Genomic DNA, 20,595 nt, shown 5'->3' with positions numbered 1-20,595 from the left:
ATGATTTAAGGTTACGTTTTACGTTATGCAAGACAGACAAAAAGCACAGGACTATCGCGCGCTCCTCCTTGCCGATACGCCTTTAATTGATGTACGCGCGCCGATTGAGTTTGAACAGGGCGCCATGCCGGGCGCTATCAACCTGCCATTGATGATGGATGACGAGCGAGCCGCCGTCGGCACCTGCTACAAACGTCAGGGCGCGGATGCGGCGTTAGCGTTGGGGCATCGGCTGGTTTGCGGCGACATTCGCCAGCAGCGGCTTGAGGCCTGGAAAGCCGCGTATCAACGTTTCCCCAACGGGTATCTGTGCTGCGCGCGCGGCGGTCAGCGGTCACATATCGTACAACGTTGGCTGCAAGAAACAGGGATTGACTGCCCGCTTATTGAAGGCGGCTATAAAGCGCTGCGCCAGACAGCAATTCAGGCGACCTGGCAACTGGCGCAAAAACCGATACTTTTAATTGGCGGCTGTACGGGCAGCGGCAAAACGCAACTGGTACGACAACAGCCCAACGGCGTGGATCTGGAAGGTCTCGCGCGTCATCGCGGCTCCTCTTTTGGCCGCACGCTGAAACCCCAGCTCAGCCAGGCCAGTTTTGAAAACAAACTTGCCGTTGAATTGCTGAAAATTAACGCGCGTCAGACGCTAAAAAGGTGGGTACTGGAAGATGAAGGGCGAACGATCGGCGCCAACCATCTGCCTGAGTGTTTACGCGAAAGAATGGCGCAGGCCCCCATTGCGGTAGTGGAAGATCCGTTTGCGCTTCGTCTGGAACGACTGCGTGAAGAGTATTTCATCCGTATGCATCACGACTTCACCCACGCCTACGGCGATGAAGCCGGTTGGCAGGCGTATAGTGAATATCTTCATCATGGACTGTTCGCTATTCGCCGCCGTCTGGGGTTGCAACGCTTTGCCGAACTGACGGACACGCTGGATAGGGCGCTGGCGGAGCAATTATCCAGCGGCAGCACCGACGGCCATATGGCATGGCTGGTTCCGCTACTTAACGAATATTACGACCCGATGTATCGCTATCAACTGGAGAAAAAAGCCGCGAATATCGTTTTTCGCGGCCCATGGCAAGACGTTGCCAACTGGCTAAAGGCGCAATAGCTTACTTTTATTGCCGGCTGACGCTACATTGAGCCGGCTTAGTGTCTGTCGCGCTTGTCGGCACGTTTTGCCAGCCAGTCGCCCAGCATCTGAACGACCTGAACCAGCACAATCAGCGCCACTACGGTAACAACCATCACTTCGGTTTCGTAACGGTAGTAGCCATAGCGAATCGCCAGGTCGCCTACCCCGCCGCCGCCGACAATCCCGGCCATCGCCGAGTAGCCGATTAAGCTTACCAGCGTAATCGTCAGGCCGCGCAGCAGCCCTGCGCTGGCTTCCGGCAACAGTACGGTACAGATAATACGCATCGGACTAGCGCCGAATGCCAGCGCCGCCTCAATAATCCCTTTATCGACTTCACGGAGCGCGCTATCTACCAGGCGTGCATAAAACGCGATTGCGGCCACCGACAGCGGGACGGAGGCTGCAATCGGGCCAATCGTATTGCCCAGCAAAAGCTGCGTTAGCGGCAGTAACAGCACCAGTAAAATAACAAATGGCACCGAGCGGATAATATTCACCAGAACCGAGGCGACGAGATAAATAAAACGGTTCTGCCAGAACAGATGACGATCGGTGACAAAAATCAGAAAACCGAGCGGTAGACCGCCAAGAATCGCCAGCACCGTTGAAATACTCAACATCTGGAAAGTTTCATTGAACGCCAGCGTTAAATCCGGCAATAAATCATCCACGGATCACCTCCACCTGTGCGGTACGTTGACGGATATGCTCCACGGCGGCGGCCACCGCCGTTGGATTATGCGGCGCGGTTAATTGCACCACCAGAATGCCCAACGCGCGTTCGCCGATATATTCAATCTTGCCATGCAGGATATTGACCGCGACGCCAAACTTGATCGCCACCTCCGACAGTACCGGCTGCTCCGCCGAATCGCCGATAAACAAAATTTTCAGCAACTGCCCGGGCAGGTGTTCCCGTAAACGTTCCGGCAGGGTCAAATTAAGGGTATGAGACACCAGTTGCTGTGTGAAAGCGTGTTGCGGGTGGGCAAACACATCAAACACCTCGCCCGATTCCACAACCTTACCGCCCGACATCACCGCCACGCGATCGCAAATAGATTTGATCACGTTCATTTCATGGGTGATCAGCACAATAGTAATCCCGAGCTGTGCGTTGATCTGTCTGAGCAGAGCCAGAATCGTGGCGGAAGTTTCCAGATCCAGCGCAGAAGTCGGTTCGTCACACAGCAACACATCCGGATGGTTAGCGATGGCGCGGGCTATCCCCACCCGCTGTTTTTGCCCGCCGCTGAGCTGTACCGGGAAACGGTTCGCTTTATCGGCAAGGCCCACCAGCGTTAAAATTTCCGCCACCCGCGGCGCGATTTTGCTGCGTTCCCAGACAGCCGCTTTCAGGCTAAACGCCACGTTTTGCGCCACTGTCCGGGTATGCATTAAGTTAAAATGCTGGAAAATCATACCAATACGCTGCCGCGCCTGACGTAACGCTTTTCCGTCCAGCGCCGAAATTTCCACGCCGTTGACGTTGACGCGCCCCTGGCTGGGACGCGTTAAGGCGTTCAGGGTACTCAGCAGAGTGCTTTTTCCTGCGCCGCTGGTACCGACAATGCCAAAAATCTCGCCCGCGGCGATATGCAGGCTCACATCATCCACCGCGCGCGTGGGGGTACCGCGACCGGCGGTAAAATCGACGCAGACTTTTTCTATTTCAATCATATTCACCTCAGAAATTGGGGATGGTCACCGCTGCGATCAGGGTGTCGCGGTCATCCATTCCGGTTTCTGGAAGGCGCTATAAATATTCTTTGGATCGTCGATAACCGCGCGATAAGCCGGCGATTTCACCGCCTCGACAATATCTTTGGCAAACGGCTTATCGGCATCTTCACTGCGTACCGCAATGATATTTTTCAGATTCTCATCCAGGTGTTCCTGCTTAATCGCGCTGGAGAGATCGAGTCCTGCCGCCACCGCAAAGTTCCCGTTAACCAGCGCGCCGGTCACGCCATCCAGCGTGCGTGGTAGCTGTGCGGCTTCCAGCGGTTTGAAAACCAGTCCTTTTGGATTGCTGGCGATATCTCGTTCAGAGGCTTTGGTCGGATCGATATTGTCCTTAATCGTGATCAGCTCCAACGATTTCAGGAAGCGAAGACCACGCGCCAGGTTGGTCGGATCGTTGGAGAGAGTAATAATGTCCCCTTTTTTAAGCGCATCCAGACTGTTGATTTTACGTGAATAGAAGCCCATCCCGGCGGTCGGTACCACAATAAGTTTGCTGAGCTTCAGCCCTTTGTCAGCGGTGAATTTGTCAAAATAGAGGGTATGTTGAAAGAGGTTGGCGTCGATGCTACCGTTAGCTAACGCCATATTGGGCTGGACATAGTCGCTAAACTCGCGCACCACGACCTTATACCCTTTTTCTTTTAATGTCGGCGCAATCGCCTGCTTCACCATGTCGCCATACGGCCCTGGCGCGACGCCAAATACGATCGTTTGCGGGGAACCATCGGCATGGGCAAACTGTAATCCGCAGGCCAGTAATAGCGTGCTGGCCGCAATGCGTAAACTCTGACGCAATCCCATAATTTCTCCATTTTAAATAGTGTGATGCTGTGCCGGATGCCGTTCATGCGGCATCGTCTGTTTTGGCCCAAACGAAAGGCTATTTCTTAACATGACACAGATCACAGCCTGCTGTCCTTGAAATTATTTCATGATGTTTCCTGGTGTGTCGTTAAATGTACGAGGCAGGCGCTCAGGCGTGTGTCAGGCGGGAATGGCGTAAAGGGAAATGCCGGATAAGAGGTCTTAACGCCAACATCCGGCAGAGGAAAACGCTTTAGAAATCGTAACGCAGACGCACCAGGTTCATATCGCCCAGATTGTCAGTGCTGGAGGTGAAAACATGTTCATAATCAACACGGAAACCATAATCCAGTTGGAAGGTGATCCCCACGCCGTTATCGGTGCGCAGATAGTCGCGGCCATTCACATATTCAATGCGGTCGCCCATAAAGTACGGTTGAATAGCTTTCACGGCATACTGACCAATCGGGAAAGCGTAACCGACAAAATATTCCAGACCCCACGCATCGCCGGCAAAGTAATCATTCACAGACACTTTTTTGGTCGTCATAAAGTTCTGATACCAACCGCCGCCTGCGGCGATAGTCCAGTTTTCCGGCGTCCAGCTTAATGCGGTACCGACAATATTTTGATCGTAAGTTTTATTGCCGTTGCCGCGCATCTCCGCACGGGTATAGTTCCATGCCGTCCCCCAGGTCAGATCGTCGGTGAGATGGTAATCCGCGCCTAAAGAACCGCCGCCTTTACGTTTGTAATTCAGGCCGTTATTGGCATTATAATCGTCGCTGAACAGATAAGACGCGTAGAGATCGACATTGCCAATGCTTTTCTTATACTTCAATGACTTACGCGTGCGATAAGAACCATCGTAGTCGCCGTTAATCCCGTTGCCAGGCGCCTGACCTATCATGTCGTAATCCCAGATATCGGTTTTTACGCCCACCACATCGTAATAAATGCTGTTCTGTTGACCGAAGGTCAGCGTTCCCCACGTCGCGCTCTTGAAGCCGGTATACAGCATACGGCGAGTGGTATCAGTCGCGCCCTTCGCATAATGGTTATCCCAGTCAAATACCGCAGGGATATTGACGCCCAGCTCGTAATAGCTAATCCAACTGATATCATCAAACAGATAATAATCCGCGGCGAAGCGGAAACGCGTCCCGCCATCAAAACCATTACGTTTATAACCGTTCGCGCCGTCATTGCCGGTCATATTCTGGAACTGCGGACGAATACTCCCGCCGACGGTGAAATTGAGTCGGCTGAGTGGATTACCCGCCTGGGGATCTTGTTTTAAAACGGTGATTTCCGCCTGAGTAGCGAAAGGCATGAAAGCCACTGCCGCGCCGATCGATGCCGCCAACGCTGTTATTTTAATTGTCATTATATTTTCCTTGATAGATAGCCAATCCAAATCATTTAGCAGGCAAATAATAACTGTTATAAAACCTTACGTGTTGTGTATTTTTTAATGATTTGTGCTACTAAAAATCAAGGAGTTAGCAATTTGTGCGACTAAAAAAGTACGCGCCGTTTTAAAAACCGGCGCGAAATTATTCACATCATGAATCATCCACTAAACTGTCGGAATAGCGCTTTGCCTTTCAGCAAACGAACGCCAAGCCAGCCGCCGCATACGGAAAGCAGCAGCGCGCCGCCAGCGCCGGGTCGTGCGTCACCAGAATCAGCGTGGTGCCGTGCTCGCGGTTAAGCGAAAATAGCAGGTCGGCGATTTTATCTCCGGTCTGACGGTCAAGGTTGCCCGTCGGCTCATCGGCAAACAGCACATCAGGACGCCCGTTAAACGCGCGCGCCAGCGCTACGCGCTGCTGTTCGCCGCCGGAAAGCTGTGCCGGAAGGTGGTCAAGCCGTTTTCCCAGTCCCAGTTGTTCGAGCAGCGCTTTCGCCCCCGCCTTACTCTGACCGCTGTTTTCACCGCGTAGCAGGGCCGGTAGCTCAACGTTTTCCAGCGCGTTAAGCGTAGGAATAAGCATGAAGGATTGAAAAACAAAACCGACATGCTGAGCGCGAAGCTGCGCCCGCGCCTCTTCGTCCATCTGGTGAAGCGGTTTCCCGACCAGACTGACCTCTCCGCTACTGCCGTCATCCAGTCCGGCGAGAATCGCCAGCAGCGTAGATTTTCCCGATCCTGATTCGCCAATCAGCGCAATGGTTTCGCCGCGTTTGACAACCAGTTCAACTCCGGTAAGGATGGAAAGCTCATGCTCACCCTGACCGACGGACTTCCTGAGACGATGAACTTCAACACTGTTTTCCGCTGGCATTTGCCCTTCCTGTTTTTGATCCTGTTAACTTTCCGTGCCGCCGCCGCAGACACCTTATTAATTCTGGGCGATAGCCTCAGCGCCGGTTACCGTATGGCCGCCAGCGCGGCATGGCCGTCGCTCCTTAATGATAAATGGCAAAACAAAACGTCGGTCGTTAATGCCAGTATAAGCGGAGATACCTCGCAGCAGGGACTGGCGCGTTTGCCGGCGCTGTTGCAACAGCATCACCCGCGCTGGGTAGTGGTGGAACTTGGCGGCAACGATGGCCTACGCGGTTTTGCGCCTGCGCAAACCGAACAGACGCTACGTAAAATCATTCAGACGGTGAAAGCCGCCGATGCCCAACCGTTACTGATGCAAATTCATCTGCCCGCTAACTACGGTCGCCGTTATAATGAATCCTTTAGCGCCATTTATCCTAAGCTCGCCAAAGAGTTCGATATTCCTCTGTTACCGTTTTTTATGGAAGAGGTATATCTGAAACCGCAGTGGATGCAGGATGACGGCATTCATCCCAACCGCGACGCCCAGCCGTTTATTGCCGACTGGATGGCGAAGCAGTTGACCCCTTTTCTCTCCTGAATAATTCGAGTTGCATGAAGGCGGCACGTAAGAGAATGTCCAGGAGCATAGATACCTATGTGACTGGAGTAAACGAACGCACAGGCAACTTGAAGTATGACGGATATAGTTAACCACGACTCTTAAATCAACGGAGATCCTGACAGGTAAAGTTATGCAAAAATCGGTCTTAATAACAGGATGTTCCAGCGGAATCGGTCTGGACAGCGCGCTTGAACTTAAACGCCAGGGCTTTCAAATCCTGGCGGGCTGCCGCAAACCTGATGATGTCGCCCGGATGAACAGTATGGGATTTACCGGCGTGTTGATCGATCTCGACTCCCCTGAAAGCGTGGCTCGTGCCGCCGATGAAGTGATCGCCCTGACCGATAATCGTCTGTATGGGATCTTTAACAATGCCGGCTACGGCGTGTATGGCCCCCTTTCTACCATCAGCCGTGAGCAGATGGAGCAGCAGTTTTCCAGTAATTTTTTCGGCGCGCATCAGCTTACTATGCGCTTACTTCCCGCCATGTTGCCGCATGGCGAAGGACGCATTGTGATGACCTCATCGGTAATGGGGCTGATTTCCACCCCAGGGCGCGGCGCTTACGCCGCCAGCAAATATGCGCTCGAAGCCTGGTCTGACGCGCTACGTATGGAGCTACGGCACACAGGCATTAAAGTGAGCCTGATAGAACCGGGGCCGATTCGTACCCGTTTTACGGATAGCGTTAACCAGACGCAACGTGATCAACCGGTAGAAAATCCCGGCATCGCCGCACGTTTCACCCGCGATCCTGACGCGGTAGTAGCGAAAGTACGTCATGCTTTTGCAAGCGATAAACCCAGGCTGCGCTATCCCGTTACGCTGGTCACCTGGGCGGTGATGGCGCTGAAACGCATATTGCCGGGCCGGATGCTGGATAAAATTTTACAAAGCTGAGTTGAAGCGCGCCCGTCAGCCCCCATGTAAACGTGACACAGACAAAAGAGAGCGACGCCATGTCCGTACAGAACATTGTCAATATTAATGAATCCAACCTGCAGCAGACCTTAGAGCAGTCCATGACCACGCCGGTACTGTTCTATTTCTGGTCTGAACGCAGCCAACACTGTCTGCAATTAACGCCAGTGCTGGAAAGTCTGGCTGCCCAGTACCACGGTCAGTTTATTCTGGCAAAGCTGGACTGCGACGCCGAACAGATGATCGCCGCTCAGTTTGGTCTGCGCGCCATCCCGACTGTCTATCTGTTCCAGAATGGCCAACCGGTCGATGGTTTCCAGGGGCCGCAGCCGGAAGAGGCAATCCGCGCTCTGCTGGATAAAGTACTGCCGCGTGAAGAAGAGCTAAAAGCGCAACAAGCGATGCAGTTAATGCAGGAGGGCAACTACGTTGACGCACTGCCGTTACTCAAAGACGCCTGGCAGCTCTCTTCGCAGAACAGTGAGATTGGCCTGTTACTGGCGGAAGCGCAAATTGCGCTGAACCGCTCTGAAGAGGCCGAAGCGGTATTAAAAACTATCCCGCTACAGGATCAGGATACCCGTTATCAGGGGCTGGTCGCGCAGATCGAACTGCTTAAACAGGCGGCGGATACGCCGGAAATTCAGCAACTTCAGCAGCAAGTCGCGGAGAATCCGCAGGATGCGGCTTTGGCAACGCAACTGGCGTTGCAGTTGCACCAGGTCGGACGTAATGAAGAAGCGCTGGAATTGCTGTTCAGCCATCTGAGAAAAGATCTTGCCGCCGCCGAGGGACAGACGCGCAAAACCTTCCAGGAGATCCTTGCCGCGCTCGGCACCGGCGACGCGCTGGCGTCGAAATACCGCCGCCAGTTGTACGCGCTACTGTATTAATCCTCTCTTGCCTGATGGCGCGCTTATCTGGCCTACCTGTCGTCCTCAGGCCGGATAAGGCGCTTGCGCCATCATCCGGCAATTATCATGATTTCTTGAGCGGCATCACTACCAACTGATGACGCGAATTATAGAACTTCCGGTAGGTTAAATAGCAGGCAATGATGGTAGACAGGCTGGCTGTCGACAACAGCATAAACGTTACCATAATTTGATATTTAATCGCTTTTACCGGATCGATCCCGGCAAAAATCAGCCCGGACATCATCCCCGGCAGGCTCACCAGCCCAACGGTCTTTGCCGAGTCGATCGTCGGGATAAGCGATGCGCGGATGCTATCGCGGATAAGCCCGGCGGAGGCCATTTTCGGCGTTGCGCCCAAACTTAATTTTTCCTGGATTTGCTGCTGCTCGCTATGAAAACGCAGCCCCAGTTGGTTGTAGCACAGCCCTACCGCCACCATCGCATTACCGGCGACCATGCCAGCGATGGGAATCACCTGCATCGGCGCAAATTCAATCGAACCGGTAAGCACCAGTACCGTCAGCGTTAGTCCGGCGCCGACGGTGATGGCGATAAACGAGGAGAGAAATGCCTTATCGATATATTTACTGCGCTTTTGCGCATTCCAGGCGGCGTTAAAACAGATGAACAGCACCATCAGCAGCGTCAGGGCGGCATGATTAACGCCAAAGATGTATTTCAGTACATAGCCGACAATAATGAGCTGTATCACCGCCCGGCATACGCTCCACAGAATATCTTTTTCCAGCGCCAGCTTTTCCTTGTGACTGATGAGCATCGCGACCACCACCAGCAGCATCGATAACGCCAGCGAGGTATTGGTAATATTATGCTCGTTCATAACGCGCCTCCTGCATCTCTCCGGCAGATAGCGTTAACGTTATCACCTTATCCGCGTGTTGAATTTCATCTTTATCATGCGTTACCCACAAGACAGCGACCTGCTTATCGCGAACATAGCGATGAATAATATCATTCACATTCCGTTTGTTATGTTCATCCAGCGCGCTGGTTATTTCGTCGAGTAACAGTATTTTCGGCAGAAACTGTAGATTACGAATTAGAGCAATACGCTGTTTTTCCCCGCCGGAAAGCGCGGCAATCGGTTTTTGCAGAATCGTCTCCGGCAGTTCAAAACGCGCCAGATCGTCTGCGAAGGCTGTCGGCTGCGGGCGCTGATGGCGAATTTGCCAGGGAAAAATCAGGTTATCGTAAACCGTATCACCAAATAGCGCTGGCGTCTGAGCGCAATAAGAAACCTGCTGGCGATAGGCTTCCGGACTCAGAGTAGTAATATCCTGCCCCTCAAAAAGAATCACGCCGATATCAGGGCTTATTAACGAGGCCACCATTTTCAACAACGTACTTTTTCCGCAGCCAGAAGGACCGGTAATTAACTTAAATTCGCCGCGTTGCAGCGTAAAACTGATGTTATTCACTATTTTTGTCGTCGCAGTCCGGTAACCGACCTGCTTTAACTCAAGCAACATGCTACGTTCTGTCATTTATTGCGCATCCGTTGTTCATATTTTTATAGCGATAGTGTATCCCTGTAATTAATAAGGGGGGAACATGCTTTACTGAATCAGGTATAATTCGCTTAATTCGTCAGCAAAATCGGTTTATGGACAACGCAACAGGAGGTTTAGCTATGCTCATTCTTATCCCTATTCTCATTTTCGTCGCGCTGGTGATCGTCGGCGCGGGCGTCAAAATCGTTCCGCAGGGATACCAGTGGACGGTGGAGCGCTTTGGACGTTACACCAAAACCCTGCAGCCGGGATTAAGCCTTGTTGTACCGTTTATGGACAGAATTGGCCGCAAGATCAATATGATGGAGCAGGTGCTGGATATTCCGTCGCAGGAGGTGATCTCAAAAGATAACGCCAACGTCACTATCGATGCGGTCTGTTTTATTCAGGTTATCGATGCGCCGCGCGCCGCCTATGAAGTCAGCAACCTGGAACTGGCAATCATTAACCTGACCATGACCAATATCCGTACGGTGCTCGGTTCGATGGAGCTGGATGAAATGCTCTCCCAGCGCGACAGCATCAACACGCGGCTGCTGCATATTGTCGATGAAGCCACCAATCCGTGGGGAATTAAAGTTACCCGTATCGAAATTCGCGATGTCCGCCCGCCCGCGGAATTGATCTCCTCGATGAACGCCCAGATGAAAGCGGAACGTACCAAACGCGCCTATATCCTTGAGGCCGAAGGGGTACGTCAGGCGGAAATCCTGAAAGCCGAGGGGGAAAAACAGTCGCAGATTCTGAAAGCCGAAGGCGAACGTCAGTCCGCTTTCCTGCAGGCGGAAGCGCGCGAACGTTCCGCCGAAGCGGAAGCCCGCGCTACGCAGATGGTGTCTGAAGCCATCGCCGCCGGGGATATTCAGGCGATAAACTACTTCGTGGCGCAGAAATACACCGAAGCGTTACAGCAAATCGGCTCGGCGAATAACAGCAAAGTGGTCATGATGCCGCTGGATGCCAGCAGTCTGATGGGCGCTATCGCCGGGATCAGCGAGCTGGTTAAGGACAGCGCCCGCGAACGGAAAAAAGCATGATAGCGATGATTCTGGTGCATCCGCATATCTTCTGGCTTAGCCTCGGCGGCCTGTTGTTGGCTGCGGAAATGCTCGGCGGTAACGGCTATTTGCTGTGGAGCGGCGTGGCGGCAGTGATTACCGGCTTAACCGTCTGGCTCTTACCGCTCGGCTGGGAATGGCAGGGCGTGCTGTTTGCGGCCTTAACGTTGCTGGCGGCCTGGCTTTGGTGGCGCTGGCTGGCGCGTCGCGTGCGGGAGCAGAAGCCGACCGACAGCCGCCTTAACCAACGCGGACAACAACTGGTAGGCCGCCGGTTTATGCTTGATGCCGCGTTAGTTAACGGACGGGGTCATATGCGTGTCGGCGACAGCTCGTGGCCGGTATGCGCTGACGAAGACCTGCGCGCAGGTACGCATGTCGAAGTGATCGCCGTGGAAGGCATCACCTTACGCATTCGTGCCGTTTAATCAACGTGGCTTTTGCGCCTTGTGATGACAGCAGCCGGAAAGATTATCAATAATCGGGCAGTCGGCGCTGTCATCGCCGGGACAACTCTCCGCCAGCGCCAGCAGTTGATCGCGCATTGATTGCAGCTCGCTGATATGGCGCTCGATCTCCGCGACCTTTTCCAGCGTCCGCTTTTTCACATCTGCGCTATGGCGTCGCGGATCGTTAAACAGATTGACCAGTTCGCCACACTCTTCCAGATTAAACCCCACCTGCCTCGCCTGTCGCAGCAACGTCAGCTCGTTTAAATGCTTCTGCGTGTAGGTGCGATAACCATTTTCGCTACGTAATGGCGGCGTCACCAGCCCTTTCTCTTCATAAAACCGAATGGCTTTGCTGGTTAAACCGGTTTTTTTCGCCACATCGCTAATATTCATATTTCCCCCTTGACCTTAACCTTGCTGGAAGGTTTAACCTTTATCACAGTGAGTCACTACGATTACTAAGGTCAATGAATTGATGACCAATCATAAAGGAGTTTTTACTATGTCTCAAACTATCGACCTGACCCTGGACGGTTTGTCCTGCGGTCATTGCGTTAAACGCGTGAAAGAAAGTCTTGAACAACGTCCGGATGTTGAGCTGGCGGACGTCACCGTAACCGAAGCGCACGTTACCGGCACCGCCAGTGCGGACGCGTTAATTGAAACCATCAAACAAGCCGGGTATGGCGCGACGTTAAGCCACCCAAAGGCTAAACCGCTGACAGAGTCATCAATCCCGTCGGAAGCACTGGCAGCGGTTCCTCATGAGCTTCCGGTAGCGACGGCCGATGAAGAAAGCCAACAGTTGCTGTTAAGCGGCATGAGCTGCGCCAGTTGTGTCACCCGCGTACAACATGCGCTACAAAGCGTACCGGGCGTCACGCAGGCACGGGTAAACCTGGCGGAACGCACTGCGCTGGTGATGGGCAGCGCGTCCGCCGCTGATTTAGTGCAGGCGGTGGAAAAAGCCGGCTACGGCGCAGAGGCGATTGAAGATGACATCAAACGCCGCGAGCGCCAGCAGGAAACCGCCATCGCCACCATGAAACGTTTTCGCTGGCAGGCCATCGTCGCCCTGGCGGTCGGTATACCGGTCATGGTCTGGGGGATGATCGGCGATAACATGATGGTGACCGGCGACAACCGCAGCCTGTGGCTGGCTATTGGCCTGATCACGCTTGCGGTGATGGTCTTTGCGGGCGGTCACTTTTACCGTAACGCGTGGAAAAGCCTGCTGAACGGCACAGCGACGATGGATACGCTGGTGGCGCTCGGCACCGGGGGCGCCTGGCTCTACTCCATGAGTGTCAACCTGTGGCCGCAGTGGTTCCCGATGGAAGCACGGCACCTCTATTACGAAGCCAGCGCGATGATTATCGGTCTGATTAATCTCGGACACATGCTGGAAGCGCGCGCCCGTCAGCGTTCCTCAAAAGCGCTGGAAAAATTACTCGATCTCACCCCGCCCACCGCACGCGTAGTGACAGAAGACGGCGAAAAAAGCGTCCCGCTGGCGGACGTTCAGCCAGGGATGCTGCTGCGGCTCACTACCGGCGATCGCGTGCCGGTGGATGGCGAAATTACCCAGGGCGAAGCGTGGCTTGATGAAGCCATGCTGACCGGCGAACCCATTCCGCAGCAAAAAGGCGAAGGCGACAGCGTTCATGCCGGCACCGTCGTCCAGGACGGCAGCGTCCTGTTCCGCGCCAGCGCGGTGGGCAGTCATACCACGCTGTCACGCATTATTCGCATGGTACGCCAGGCGCAGAGCAGTAAACCGGAAATTGGCCAACTGGCCGATAAAATCTCCGCGGTATTCGTTCCCGTCGTCGTGGCCATTGCGCTGTTCAGCGCCGCTATCTGGTATTTCTTCGGGCCGGCGCCGCAAATTGTTTATACGCTGGTCATCGCCACCACCGTACTGATTATCGCCTGCCCTTGCGCATTAGGCCTGGCGACGCCAATGTCGATTATTTCCGGCGTAGGCCGCGCTGCCGAATTCGGCGTGCTGGTACGCGACGCCGATGCCCTGCAACGCGCCAGTACGTTGGATACCCTCGTTTTTGATAAAACCGGGACGCTGACGGAAGGCAAGCCGCAAGTGGTGGCGATAAAAACCTTTAACGGCGTTGAGGAAGCTCAGGCATTACGTCTGGCTGCCGCGCTCGAACAAGGCTCCAGCCACCCGCTGGCCCATGCGATTCTGGAAAAAGCCGGCGACGATAAACTGCCGCAGGTGAACGGTTTCAGAACGCTGCGCGGACTGGGCGTCAGCGGTGAAGCGGAAGGTCATCAACTGCTTCTGGGGAACCAGGCGTTGCTGAACGAACAGCACGTCGCCACGGATGATATGACGGCGGAAATCACCGCGCAGGCCTCGCAAGGCTCGACTCCGGTCCTGCTGGCGATTGACGGTAAAGCGGCGGCGTTACTGGCGGTACGCGATCCATTGCGCAGCGATAGTATTGCCGCGCTTGAACGCCTGCACAACGCCGGATACCGTCTGGTAATGCTCACCGGGGATAACCCAACGACGGCTAACGCGATTGCCAAAGAAGCGGGTATTGACGAAGTCATTGCGGGCGTTCTGCCGGATGGCAAAGCCGATGCGATTAAACGTCTGCAAAGCCAGGGTCGTCAGGTTGCGATGGTCGGCGATGGTATCAACGATGCGCCCGCGCTGGCGCAGGCGGACGTCGGTATCGCGATGGGCGGCGGCAGCGATGTGGCGATTGAAACCGCGGCGATTACGCTGATGCGCCATAGTCTGATGGGCGTGGCGGATGCGCTGGCCATTTCGCGCGCAACGTTGCGCAATATGAAGCAAAACCTGCTTGGCGCATTTATCTACAACAGCATTGGTATCCCGGTGGCCGCCGGTATTCTGTGGCCGTTTACCGGTACCTTGTTAAACCCGGTAGTAGCGGGCGCGGCAATGGCGCTGTCTTCCATTACCGTCGTCAGCAATGCCAACCGGCTATTGCGCTTTAAACCGAAAGCGTAAAAAGTCTATACCCAAAATAATTCGAGTTGCTTAAAGGCGGCAAGGGAGTGAGTCCCCAGGAGCATAGATAACGATGTGACTGGGGTGAGCGACAAATCTGCCGGGAGCAGATTTGAACGTCGCGTGCGACGGCCCGTCAGGGCGAGGCCCATGGATGGGCCGAGTAATCCGTAGCCAACACATAAGCAACTTGAAGTATGAAGGGTATATATCAGGCAGCATCAGCTGCATGATATATTATTAAGTCATCAGTAATTTACCGTATCAATATATAAAAATTTAACCGCACATCCTATAGAAAAATAAAAATCAACATTTTATAATATTTTTTTGAATCATAAGGATGTGTTATTTATGTTTAGAAAAGCAGTTCCGCTTCTTTTCCTGCTTTCTCCCGCCGTCAGTTATGCAGGGTTATTTGATTCCACTCCAGAGTTAAAATGTGGCAACGATAATGCAGTCACGGCGGCAAAAGAATGGATTTACAATGAAGCATTAGGTCGTTTACAGCAAGACTATATTAAAGAGCCCTCCACGCTTTTCTTCGATATCCCCCAGACTCAATACGAGCAGCAACTCCGGGCTATTCCTGTTCAATTCAGTGATGTAATCACGCAGAACCCTCAACCAGAAAATGCCAACCTACGAACTTGCTCGGCTACCGTCGCCATGAGTATTCCTCAGCCATTGTTTAAATTAATGAAAGACTTACCAAATACTCTATTCTATATTTCACAAGGGGATGGACAGGTAATAAACAATACGGTGATCTGGAAACAGGTTAACTACAATATTCAGCTAGCAGACAACAACAAAGATATTGTTGTCACCCCTGTGCAGAAAATCGATAAATTGGCGCGGTCTATTTATGTAATGGCAAGAATGACGGTATCTGGTGATAGCATTATAAAGAAAAAAAATAACTCACTGATTGAAATCGCAGCAAAGAAATTTGAGAGTAGAGATCGCGAGCTTAATCAGGTCTGGAAATCGCTACCCGCCTCTGCCCGAACGGCATTAAAACAAGAACAGCGAGTCTGGGTGACCAAAAAAGAGCAGCAGTGCGGCAAACTTAGCGATGCAAAATCCGAGGCCATACCTGCTGAGAAGCGCATCAGTATTTATAAATGCCAGCTTGAAATGACCATCGCCAGAACGGCCTATCTCGACGGTAGCGAATAACCCGACCGATCGTTGACGTCCCGTCAGGGCGCATTGCGCCCTTTTCTCCAACGCGCTAGCATGAGCTTTTTCAAAGGGAGCGCGTATGGAGCTATTAAATCAACCTAAACGTTTATGGCGCGCGCTGCGTGGTACCCCAAATAGTTGGCCTGCTATCGATCTCTCCCTGCCCGGCGGTCGTCATCTGCATCTGGTTGGCAGTATCCATATGGGAACGCGCGATATGGCTCCTCTTCCAGCAAAGCTGGTGAAAAAGCTACGCCAAGCCGATGCGCTGGTCGTTGAAGCGGATATTTCCGGTAACGAAACGCCATTCAGCAATCTCACCAAATGCCCGCCGTTGGTCGAACGTCTCAGCGCCGGGCAGTTAAGCGCACTGGAAAAACGGGTCAGCGAGTTGGGTATGCCGCTGATCCATTTTGATAATCAACCTTTATGGCAGATAGCTATGGTGCTACAGGCCACGCAGGCGCAACGGCTGGGATTGCGCCCGGACTATGGCATTGATTATCAGTTATTACAGGCTGCCCGCGAAATGTCGCTGCCGGTGCAAGAGCTGGAAGGGGCGAAACACCAGCTCGAACTACTCTGCGATCTGCCCGATGGCGGGATGGCGCTGCTCGACGACACGCTGACGCACTGGCACACCAACGCACGGCTTTTGCAGGTGATGATCGGCTGGTGGCTTGAACAGCCGCCGACCAGCGTCGGCGCTTCGCTCCCCAGAACGTTTAGCCAACCGCTGTATGATGTACTGATGGTAAAACGCAATGAAGCCTGGCGCGACGCGCTGCTGGCACTGCCGCCGGGACGCTACGTGGTAGCCGTAGGGGCGCTACATCTGTACGGCGAAGGCAACCTACCGCAAATATTGAAATAAAAAAATGGCCAATATCGCTATTGGCCCGTCAAAGAGGAATTTCATCGTTATTATTATCCCGACGCTTTCGCTTCGGATCTTCAGATTGTCGCTCAAAGTTGCCGCAACTGCCAAGACCTAATGCACAAGATTATACTATTTTTTAGTCCGCTTTCGGGCGTATGCTGATGGCAAATCACGTCTGTAGTAAGAAGGAACGTTATGACACCCGCAGTTAAGTTACTCGAAAAAAACAAGATTCCGTTTAACATTCACACCTACGATCACGATCCGAATGAAACTAACTTTGGCGATGAAGTGGTGCGTAAGCTCGGGCTAAACGCCGATCAGGTGTATAAAACGCTTTTGGTTGCCGTGAATGGCGATATGAAGCAACTGGCCGTCGCCGTGACGCCTGTAGCCGGACAGCTGGATTTGAAAAAAGTCGCCAAAACTCTGGGCGCGAAAAAGGTCGATATGGCCGACCCGATGGTGGCGCAACGCACCACGGGATATCTGGTCGGCGGGATCAGTCCGCTGGGACAGAAGAAACGGCTGCCCACGCTGATTGACGCGCCTGCCCGCACGTTTGCCACTATTTATGTTTCCGGTGGTAAACGCGGGCTGGATATTGAACTGGCGGCTGACGATTTGGCCGCCATCCTGGGTGCTAAATTCGCTGATATCGCGCGTCGGGATTAAGCCTGCGTAAAATACATTGCCGGATAGAGGCGCAAACGCCTTATCCGGCCTACAGCAGACATAATCCGTAGGCCTTAAGGCTGCGCGCCATCAGGCAGTGATGGCTATCCGTACCGCTACAGCCAGCTCACCTCGCCATTTGGCGTAAACGCCGCCGCATCCAGCGGTGAATTTTGCTGAATAAACTCTTTCAGCACTTCCGCGTCAATAAACCCGGTATTCACGTATCCCGGTTTGTTATCGATGCGCGGATAACCATCGCCGCCCGTGGCGTTGAAACTCAGCGTCGCCATGCGGTAGGTTTTGGCCGGATCAACAGGCTCGCCTTTGATTTTCAGATCGGTGAGCTTGCCCTCTTTGGCGACAAAGCTCACATTGGCGAACTGTGGATAGGCGCCGGAGTCCGGTTTCATCTGTGCTACGGCGGTGAGATAATCAACCACCTCTTTACCGCTCATATCGGCATACACCACAATGTTGCCGAATGGCTGTACCTTGAGCACGCTTTTATAGGTAATATCTCCCGCCTCAATCGAGTCGCGAATACCGCCGCCGCTCATCACGCCAAAATCGGCGCCGGTGCGCGCGATCTGCGCAGCCAGAATCACCCGTCCCATATTGGTCTGGACAAATCTGACCTTACTGCGATCGCCTTCAAGAAGGCCATTCACGCTACCAATTTTCACCTCCAGTTGCGCTTTACCTTTATTCTGGAACGGCGTTAATAACGAGAACATTTGCGGATTTTCTGCGATTTCCGGCGTGTAAAGTACACGCTCGCTTTTCCCGTTATCCCAGGTCACTTTTTTCTTGAGATTTACCGGAATAAGCTGGTAGTTAACCATTTTCATCTCGCCGTTACGGAATTCGAAATCCGCGCGGCCCACATATTTACCCCACTCATGCGCCTGCACGATCCAGATGCCATTTTGCTTATCCGGCGCGCAGGGCGTTCCCGGTACGTAATTCACCTGTTTTTTATTTTCCGACGCCATGCATACCGGGTCTTGTGAGTGACCGCCCACAATCATCGCCAGCGAACCGGCAGGCAGGCTACGCGCCATCTCAACGTCGCCCGGCGCGTTCGAACCGTGATCGCCGTTGTCATAATGCCCCATATGTGTGGTCGCGATAATCACGTCCGGTTTTTCATTCATATTAAGTTCCTGAATCACCACCTTTGCTTCTTCAGCAGGTTTACGAAACTCAATATCGGTGAAATATTCCGGGTTGCCTATTTTCGCCGTGTCATCGGTGGTTAAGCCGATTACCGCGATTTTTATATCCTGGCGTGTAAAAATAGCCCACGGCTTAAACAGACGCTCGCCGGTACTTTTTTGATAAATATTGGCGGAAAGAAAGGGAAACTTCGCCCACTTTTCCTGCTGGCGCAATACGGTGAGCGGGTTATCAAATTCATGATTACCGACGGCCATAGCGTCGTAGCCAATCAGATTCATCCCGCGGAAATCGGGCTCCGCATCCTGGAGATCGGATTCCGGCACCCCGGTATTAATGTCGCCGCCGGATAACAACAGGACGCTTCCCCCCTCTTGCGCCACCTCTTTACGGATACTGTCCACCAGCGTTTTTTGCGCCGCCAGACCATATTCGCCATATTCGCTGCGCCAGAAGTGACCGTGGTGATCGTTGGTATGCAGGATAGTAATTTTATAGGTTTTATCTTTTTCGTAAGCCTGTGCAGGCTGAGTCGTCAGCGCGAACGCCGCCAGTAACGCCAGCGCCACACCCCGTTTCAAAAATTTCATCTTTCTCTCCCTGACTCAATATCAACCGCAGAAATTACCTTTCCTTGCAATAATAGACAAATATGTTTTCAGAATTGAGACTTCCTTCAAACACATTTCACAGGTATGTTAGGCAAGTAATAATTACACATCCTACTATCTCCAACATCGCATAAAATTTAAGTGACTTTCTATGGCCATGAGTGAACCAACCCAGCCGTTAGCCGGCGCGCCCGCAGCGGCCGCTAAAGCACGTACTTCGTTTGGTATTTTGGGCGCGATCAGTCTTTCCCATCTGCTGAACGATATGATCCAGTCGCTAATCTTAGCCATTTATCCCCTGTTGCAGGCGGAGTTTTCGCTGACCTTCGTCCAGATAGGTTTGATCACCCTGACGTTCCAGCTCGCCTCATCGCTACTGCAACCGGTCGTCGGCTACTGGACGGATAAGTATCCCATGCCGTGGTCGCTGCCTGTCGGCATGTGTTTTACCCTGAGCGGGCTGGTACTGCTGGCAATGGCGGGAAGTTTTGGCGGCGTATTGCTCGCTGCGGCGCTGGTGGGTACCGGCTCGTCCGTTTTTCACCCGGAATCGTCCCGCGTGGCGCGCATGGCCTCCGGCGGACGTCATGGTCTGGCGCAGTCTATCTTCCAGGTCGGCGGTAACTTCGGCAGTTCATTGGGCCCGCTGCTGGCCGCCGTGATTATCGCGCCCTATGGCAAAGGGAATGTCGCCTGGTTTGTGCTGACCGCGCTGCTGGCGATCGTGGTGCTGGCGCAGATCAGCCGCTGGTATGCCGCCCAGCACCGGATAGCGAAAGGCAAGCCAAAAGCGATAATCGCTAACCCGCTACCGCGCAATAAAGTCGTGCTGGCGGTCAGCGTATTATTGCTACTCATTTTCTCGAAATATTTCTATATGGCGAGCATCAGTAGCTACTACACCTTTTATCTGATGCAAAAATTCGGATTATCAATACAAAACGCGCAGCTCCATCTGTTTGCCTTCCTGTTTGCGGTGGCTGCCGGGACGGTAATCGGCGGGCCTGTGGGCGATAAAATCGGCAGAAAATATGTGATTTGGGGCTCTATTCTCGGCGTCGCGCCGTTTACCCTTGTTTTACCCTACGCCACGCTGTACTGGACGGGGATTTTAACGGTGATTATCGGCTTTATTCTCGCGTCGGCGTTTTCCGCCATTCTGGTGTATGCCCAGGAGCTGCTGCCAGGACGCATCGGTATGGTTTCAGGACTGTTTTTCGGGTTTGCCTTCGGGATGGGAGGCCTGGGCGCAGCGGTGCTGGGGCTGATTGCCGACCATACCAGTATCTATTTAGTTTATAAAATCTGTGCTTTCCTGCCGCTTCTGGGGATACTGACCATATTCTTACCTGATAATCGACATAAAGCGTGATTTTATGGCGGTTAAAGGTACGCTTTAACCGCCTGTACATCCCGATGCCATCATGCTTTGCCCATCCCATACTTATCACTTTTCCGTTCCGTGCTCTTTTTACCGTCAGATTGTATCTTTTTATAAAACACAACCATTTTTTATAAACATCCTGATTGAAATTGTCATAAACTATTACCCGGAGTTTTGGAGTCCAGCAACCAAAGGAGAC

Annotated in this window: 20 protein-coding genes; 11 read left to right on the top strand and 9 right to left on the bottom strand. The window is 53.1% G+C overall.

Annotated elements, in window-relative coordinates; translation table 11 throughout:
- Positions 1–25 precede the first annotated feature (25 nt).
- A complete protein-coding gene (gene mnmH, locus ACFK9X_RS06990; RefSeq protein WP_001154067.1) occupies positions 26–1,120 on the top strand; it encodes a tRNA 2-selenouridine(34) synthase MnmH in 1,095 nt (364 codons plus the stop codon).
- Between the two features lie 38 nt (positions 1,121–1,158).
- Here mnmH and ACFK9X_RS06985 read toward each other — a convergent pair whose 3' ends face one another.
- From ACFK9X_RS06985 to ybbA, 5 genes are all read right to left on the bottom strand, one after another.
- The gene (locus ACFK9X_RS06985; RefSeq protein ID WP_000342247.1) at positions 1,159–1,818 is read right to left on the bottom strand and encodes a methionine ABC transporter permease; all 660 of its coding nucleotides are present in this window, start codon (positions 1,816–1,818) and stop codon (positions 1,159–1,161) included.
- Complete coding sequence (gene sfbB, locus ACFK9X_RS06980; protein ID WP_151115968.1) at positions 1,811–2,827, bottom strand: virulence-associated ABC transporter ATP-binding protein SfbB; 1,017 nt, start codon at positions 2,825–2,827, stop codon at positions 1,811–1,813. The genes ACFK9X_RS06985 and sfbB overlap by 8 nt, the downstream gene beginning before the upstream one ends.
- Before the next feature lie 36 nt (positions 2,828–2,863).
- Positions 2,864–3,694, bottom strand: coding sequence for a MetQ/NlpA family ABC transporter substrate-binding protein (locus ACFK9X_RS06975; RefSeq protein WP_151115966.1), 831 nt, complete (start codon positions 3,692–3,694; stop codon positions 2,864–2,866).
- Positions 3,695–3,950: 256 nt separating this feature from the next.
- Positions 3,951–5,084, bottom strand: coding sequence for a porin (locus ACFK9X_RS06970; protein ID WP_000152869.1), 1,134 nt, complete (start codon positions 5,082–5,084; stop codon positions 3,951–3,953).
- Positions 5,085–5,304: 220 nt separating this feature from the next.
- A complete protein-coding gene (gene ybbA, locus ACFK9X_RS06965; protein ID WP_151115964.1) occupies positions 5,305–5,985 on the bottom strand; it encodes a putative ABC transporter ATP-binding protein YbbA in 681 nt (226 codons plus the stop codon).
- Between ybbA and tesA the strand changes: the two genes are divergently transcribed.
- The 3 genes from tesA to cnoX all read left to right on the top strand — a co-directional run bounded on the left by tesA (position 5,956) and on the right by cnoX (position 8,409).
- Entirely contained in the window at positions 5,956–6,570 is a 615-nt protein-coding gene (tesA, locus tag ACFK9X_RS06960) for a multifunctional acyl-CoA thioesterase I/protease I/lysophospholipase L1 (protein WP_001010574.1), read from the top strand. The genes ybbA and tesA overlap by 30 nt on opposite strands.
- Positions 6,571–6,724: 154 nt before the next feature.
- Positions 6,725–7,495 (top strand): SDR family oxidoreductase, encoded by a 771-nt coding sequence (locus tag ACFK9X_RS06955; protein WP_151115962.1) that lies wholly within the window; start codon positions 6,725–6,727, stop codon positions 7,493–7,495.
- A 59-nt stretch (positions 7,496–7,554) separates the two neighbouring features.
- Positions 7,555–8,409 carry a chaperedoxin gene (cnoX, locus tag ACFK9X_RS06950; protein ID WP_000116066.1) on the top strand — a complete coding sequence of 285 codons (855 nt, stop codon included), beginning with the start codon at positions 7,555–7,557 and terminating at the stop codon, positions 8,407–8,409.
- An 85-nt stretch (positions 8,410–8,494) separates the two neighbouring features.
- Here the strand turns inward: cnoX and fetB are convergent, their stop codons facing one another.
- Together fetB and fetA are read right to left on the bottom strand one after the other, a co-directional pair.
- On the bottom strand, positions 8,495–9,274 hold the full coding sequence (fetB, locus tag ACFK9X_RS06945) for an iron efflux ABC transporter permease subunit FetB (protein WP_001002130.1): 780 nt from the start codon (positions 9,272–9,274) through the stop codon (positions 8,495–8,497).
- Complete coding sequence (fetA, locus tag ACFK9X_RS06940; protein WP_079839844.1) at positions 9,261–9,938, bottom strand: iron efflux ABC transporter ATP-binding subunit FetA; 678 nt, start codon at positions 9,936–9,938, stop codon at positions 9,261–9,263. Before fetA ends, fetB begins: the two co-directional genes overlap by 14 nt.
- A 146-nt stretch (positions 9,939–10,084) precedes the next feature.
- On the opposite strand from fetA, the gene ACFK9X_RS06935 reads away from it, so the two are divergent.
- Together ACFK9X_RS06935 and ACFK9X_RS06930 are read left to right on the top strand one after the other, a co-directional pair.
- Complete coding sequence (locus ACFK9X_RS06935; RefSeq protein WP_151115960.1) at positions 10,085–11,002, top strand: SPFH domain-containing protein; 918 nt, start codon at positions 10,085–10,087, stop codon at positions 11,000–11,002.
- Positions 10,999–11,451 (top strand): NfeD family protein, encoded by a 453-nt coding sequence (locus ACFK9X_RS06930; RefSeq protein ID WP_000561177.1) that lies wholly within the window; start codon positions 10,999–11,001, stop codon positions 11,449–11,451. The genes ACFK9X_RS06935 and ACFK9X_RS06930 overlap by 4 nt, the downstream gene beginning before the upstream one ends.
- On the opposite strand, the gene cueR is transcribed toward ACFK9X_RS06930, so the two are convergent.
- The gene (gene cueR, locus ACFK9X_RS06925) at positions 11,452–11,868 is read right to left on the bottom strand and encodes a Cu(I)-responsive transcriptional regulator (RefSeq protein WP_001026760.1); all 417 of its coding nucleotides are present in this window, start codon (positions 11,866–11,868) and stop codon (positions 11,452–11,454) included.
- A 109-nt stretch (positions 11,869–11,977) separates the two neighbouring features.
- On the opposite strand from cueR, the gene copA reads away from it, so the two are divergent.
- The 4 genes from copA (at position 11,978) to ybaK (ending at position 17,222) form a co-directional block, all read left to right on the top strand.
- Positions 11,978–14,479 (top strand): copper-exporting P-type ATPase CopA, encoded by a 2,502-nt coding sequence (gene copA, locus ACFK9X_RS06920; protein ID WP_080077392.1) that lies wholly within the window; start codon positions 11,978–11,980, stop codon positions 14,477–14,479.
- Between the two features lie 354 nt (positions 14,480–14,833).
- Positions 14,834–15,661, top strand: a complete 828-nt coding sequence (locus ACFK9X_RS06915; protein WP_151115957.1) for a lysozyme inhibitor LprI family protein — start codon at positions 14,834–14,836, stop codon at positions 15,659–15,661.
- Positions 15,662–15,746: 85 nt separating this feature from the next.
- A complete protein-coding gene (locus ACFK9X_RS06910) occupies positions 15,747–16,541 on the top strand; it encodes a TraB/GumN family protein (RefSeq protein ID WP_151115955.1) in 795 nt (264 codons plus the stop codon).
- Positions 16,542–16,742: 201 nt separating this feature from the next.
- Positions 16,743–17,222 carry a Cys-tRNA(Pro)/Cys-tRNA(Cys) deacylase YbaK gene (gene ybaK, locus ACFK9X_RS06905; RefSeq protein WP_151115953.1) on the top strand — a complete coding sequence of 160 codons (480 nt, stop codon included), beginning with the start codon at positions 16,743–16,745 and terminating at the stop codon, positions 17,220–17,222.
- Positions 17,223–17,338: 116 nt separating this feature from the next.
- Here ybaK and ushA read toward each other — a convergent pair whose 3' ends face one another.
- Entirely contained in the window at positions 17,339–18,991 is a 1,653-nt protein-coding gene (gene ushA / locus ACFK9X_RS06900) for a bifunctional UDP-sugar hydrolase/5'-nucleotidase UshA (protein ID WP_151115951.1), read from the bottom strand.
- 172 nt (positions 18,992–19,163) lie between these two features.
- On the opposite strand from ushA, the gene ACFK9X_RS06895 reads away from it, so the two are divergent.
- Positions 19,164–20,384: an MFS transporter gene (locus ACFK9X_RS06895; RefSeq protein WP_151115949.1), complete on the top strand. Its 1,221-nt coding sequence runs from the start codon at positions 19,164–19,166 to the stop codon at positions 20,382–20,384.
- Positions 20,385–20,595 lie beyond the last annotated feature (211 nt).

The organism is Salmonella sp. WC3 (assembly GCF_042932255.1).
GTDB classification, from domain to species: domain Bacteria; phylum Pseudomonadota; class Gammaproteobacteria; order Enterobacterales; family Enterobacteriaceae; genus Salmonella; species Salmonella enterica.
Note: the sequence above shows the minus strand (reverse complement) of the source record. Positions and strands in the feature narration are given on the sequence as shown.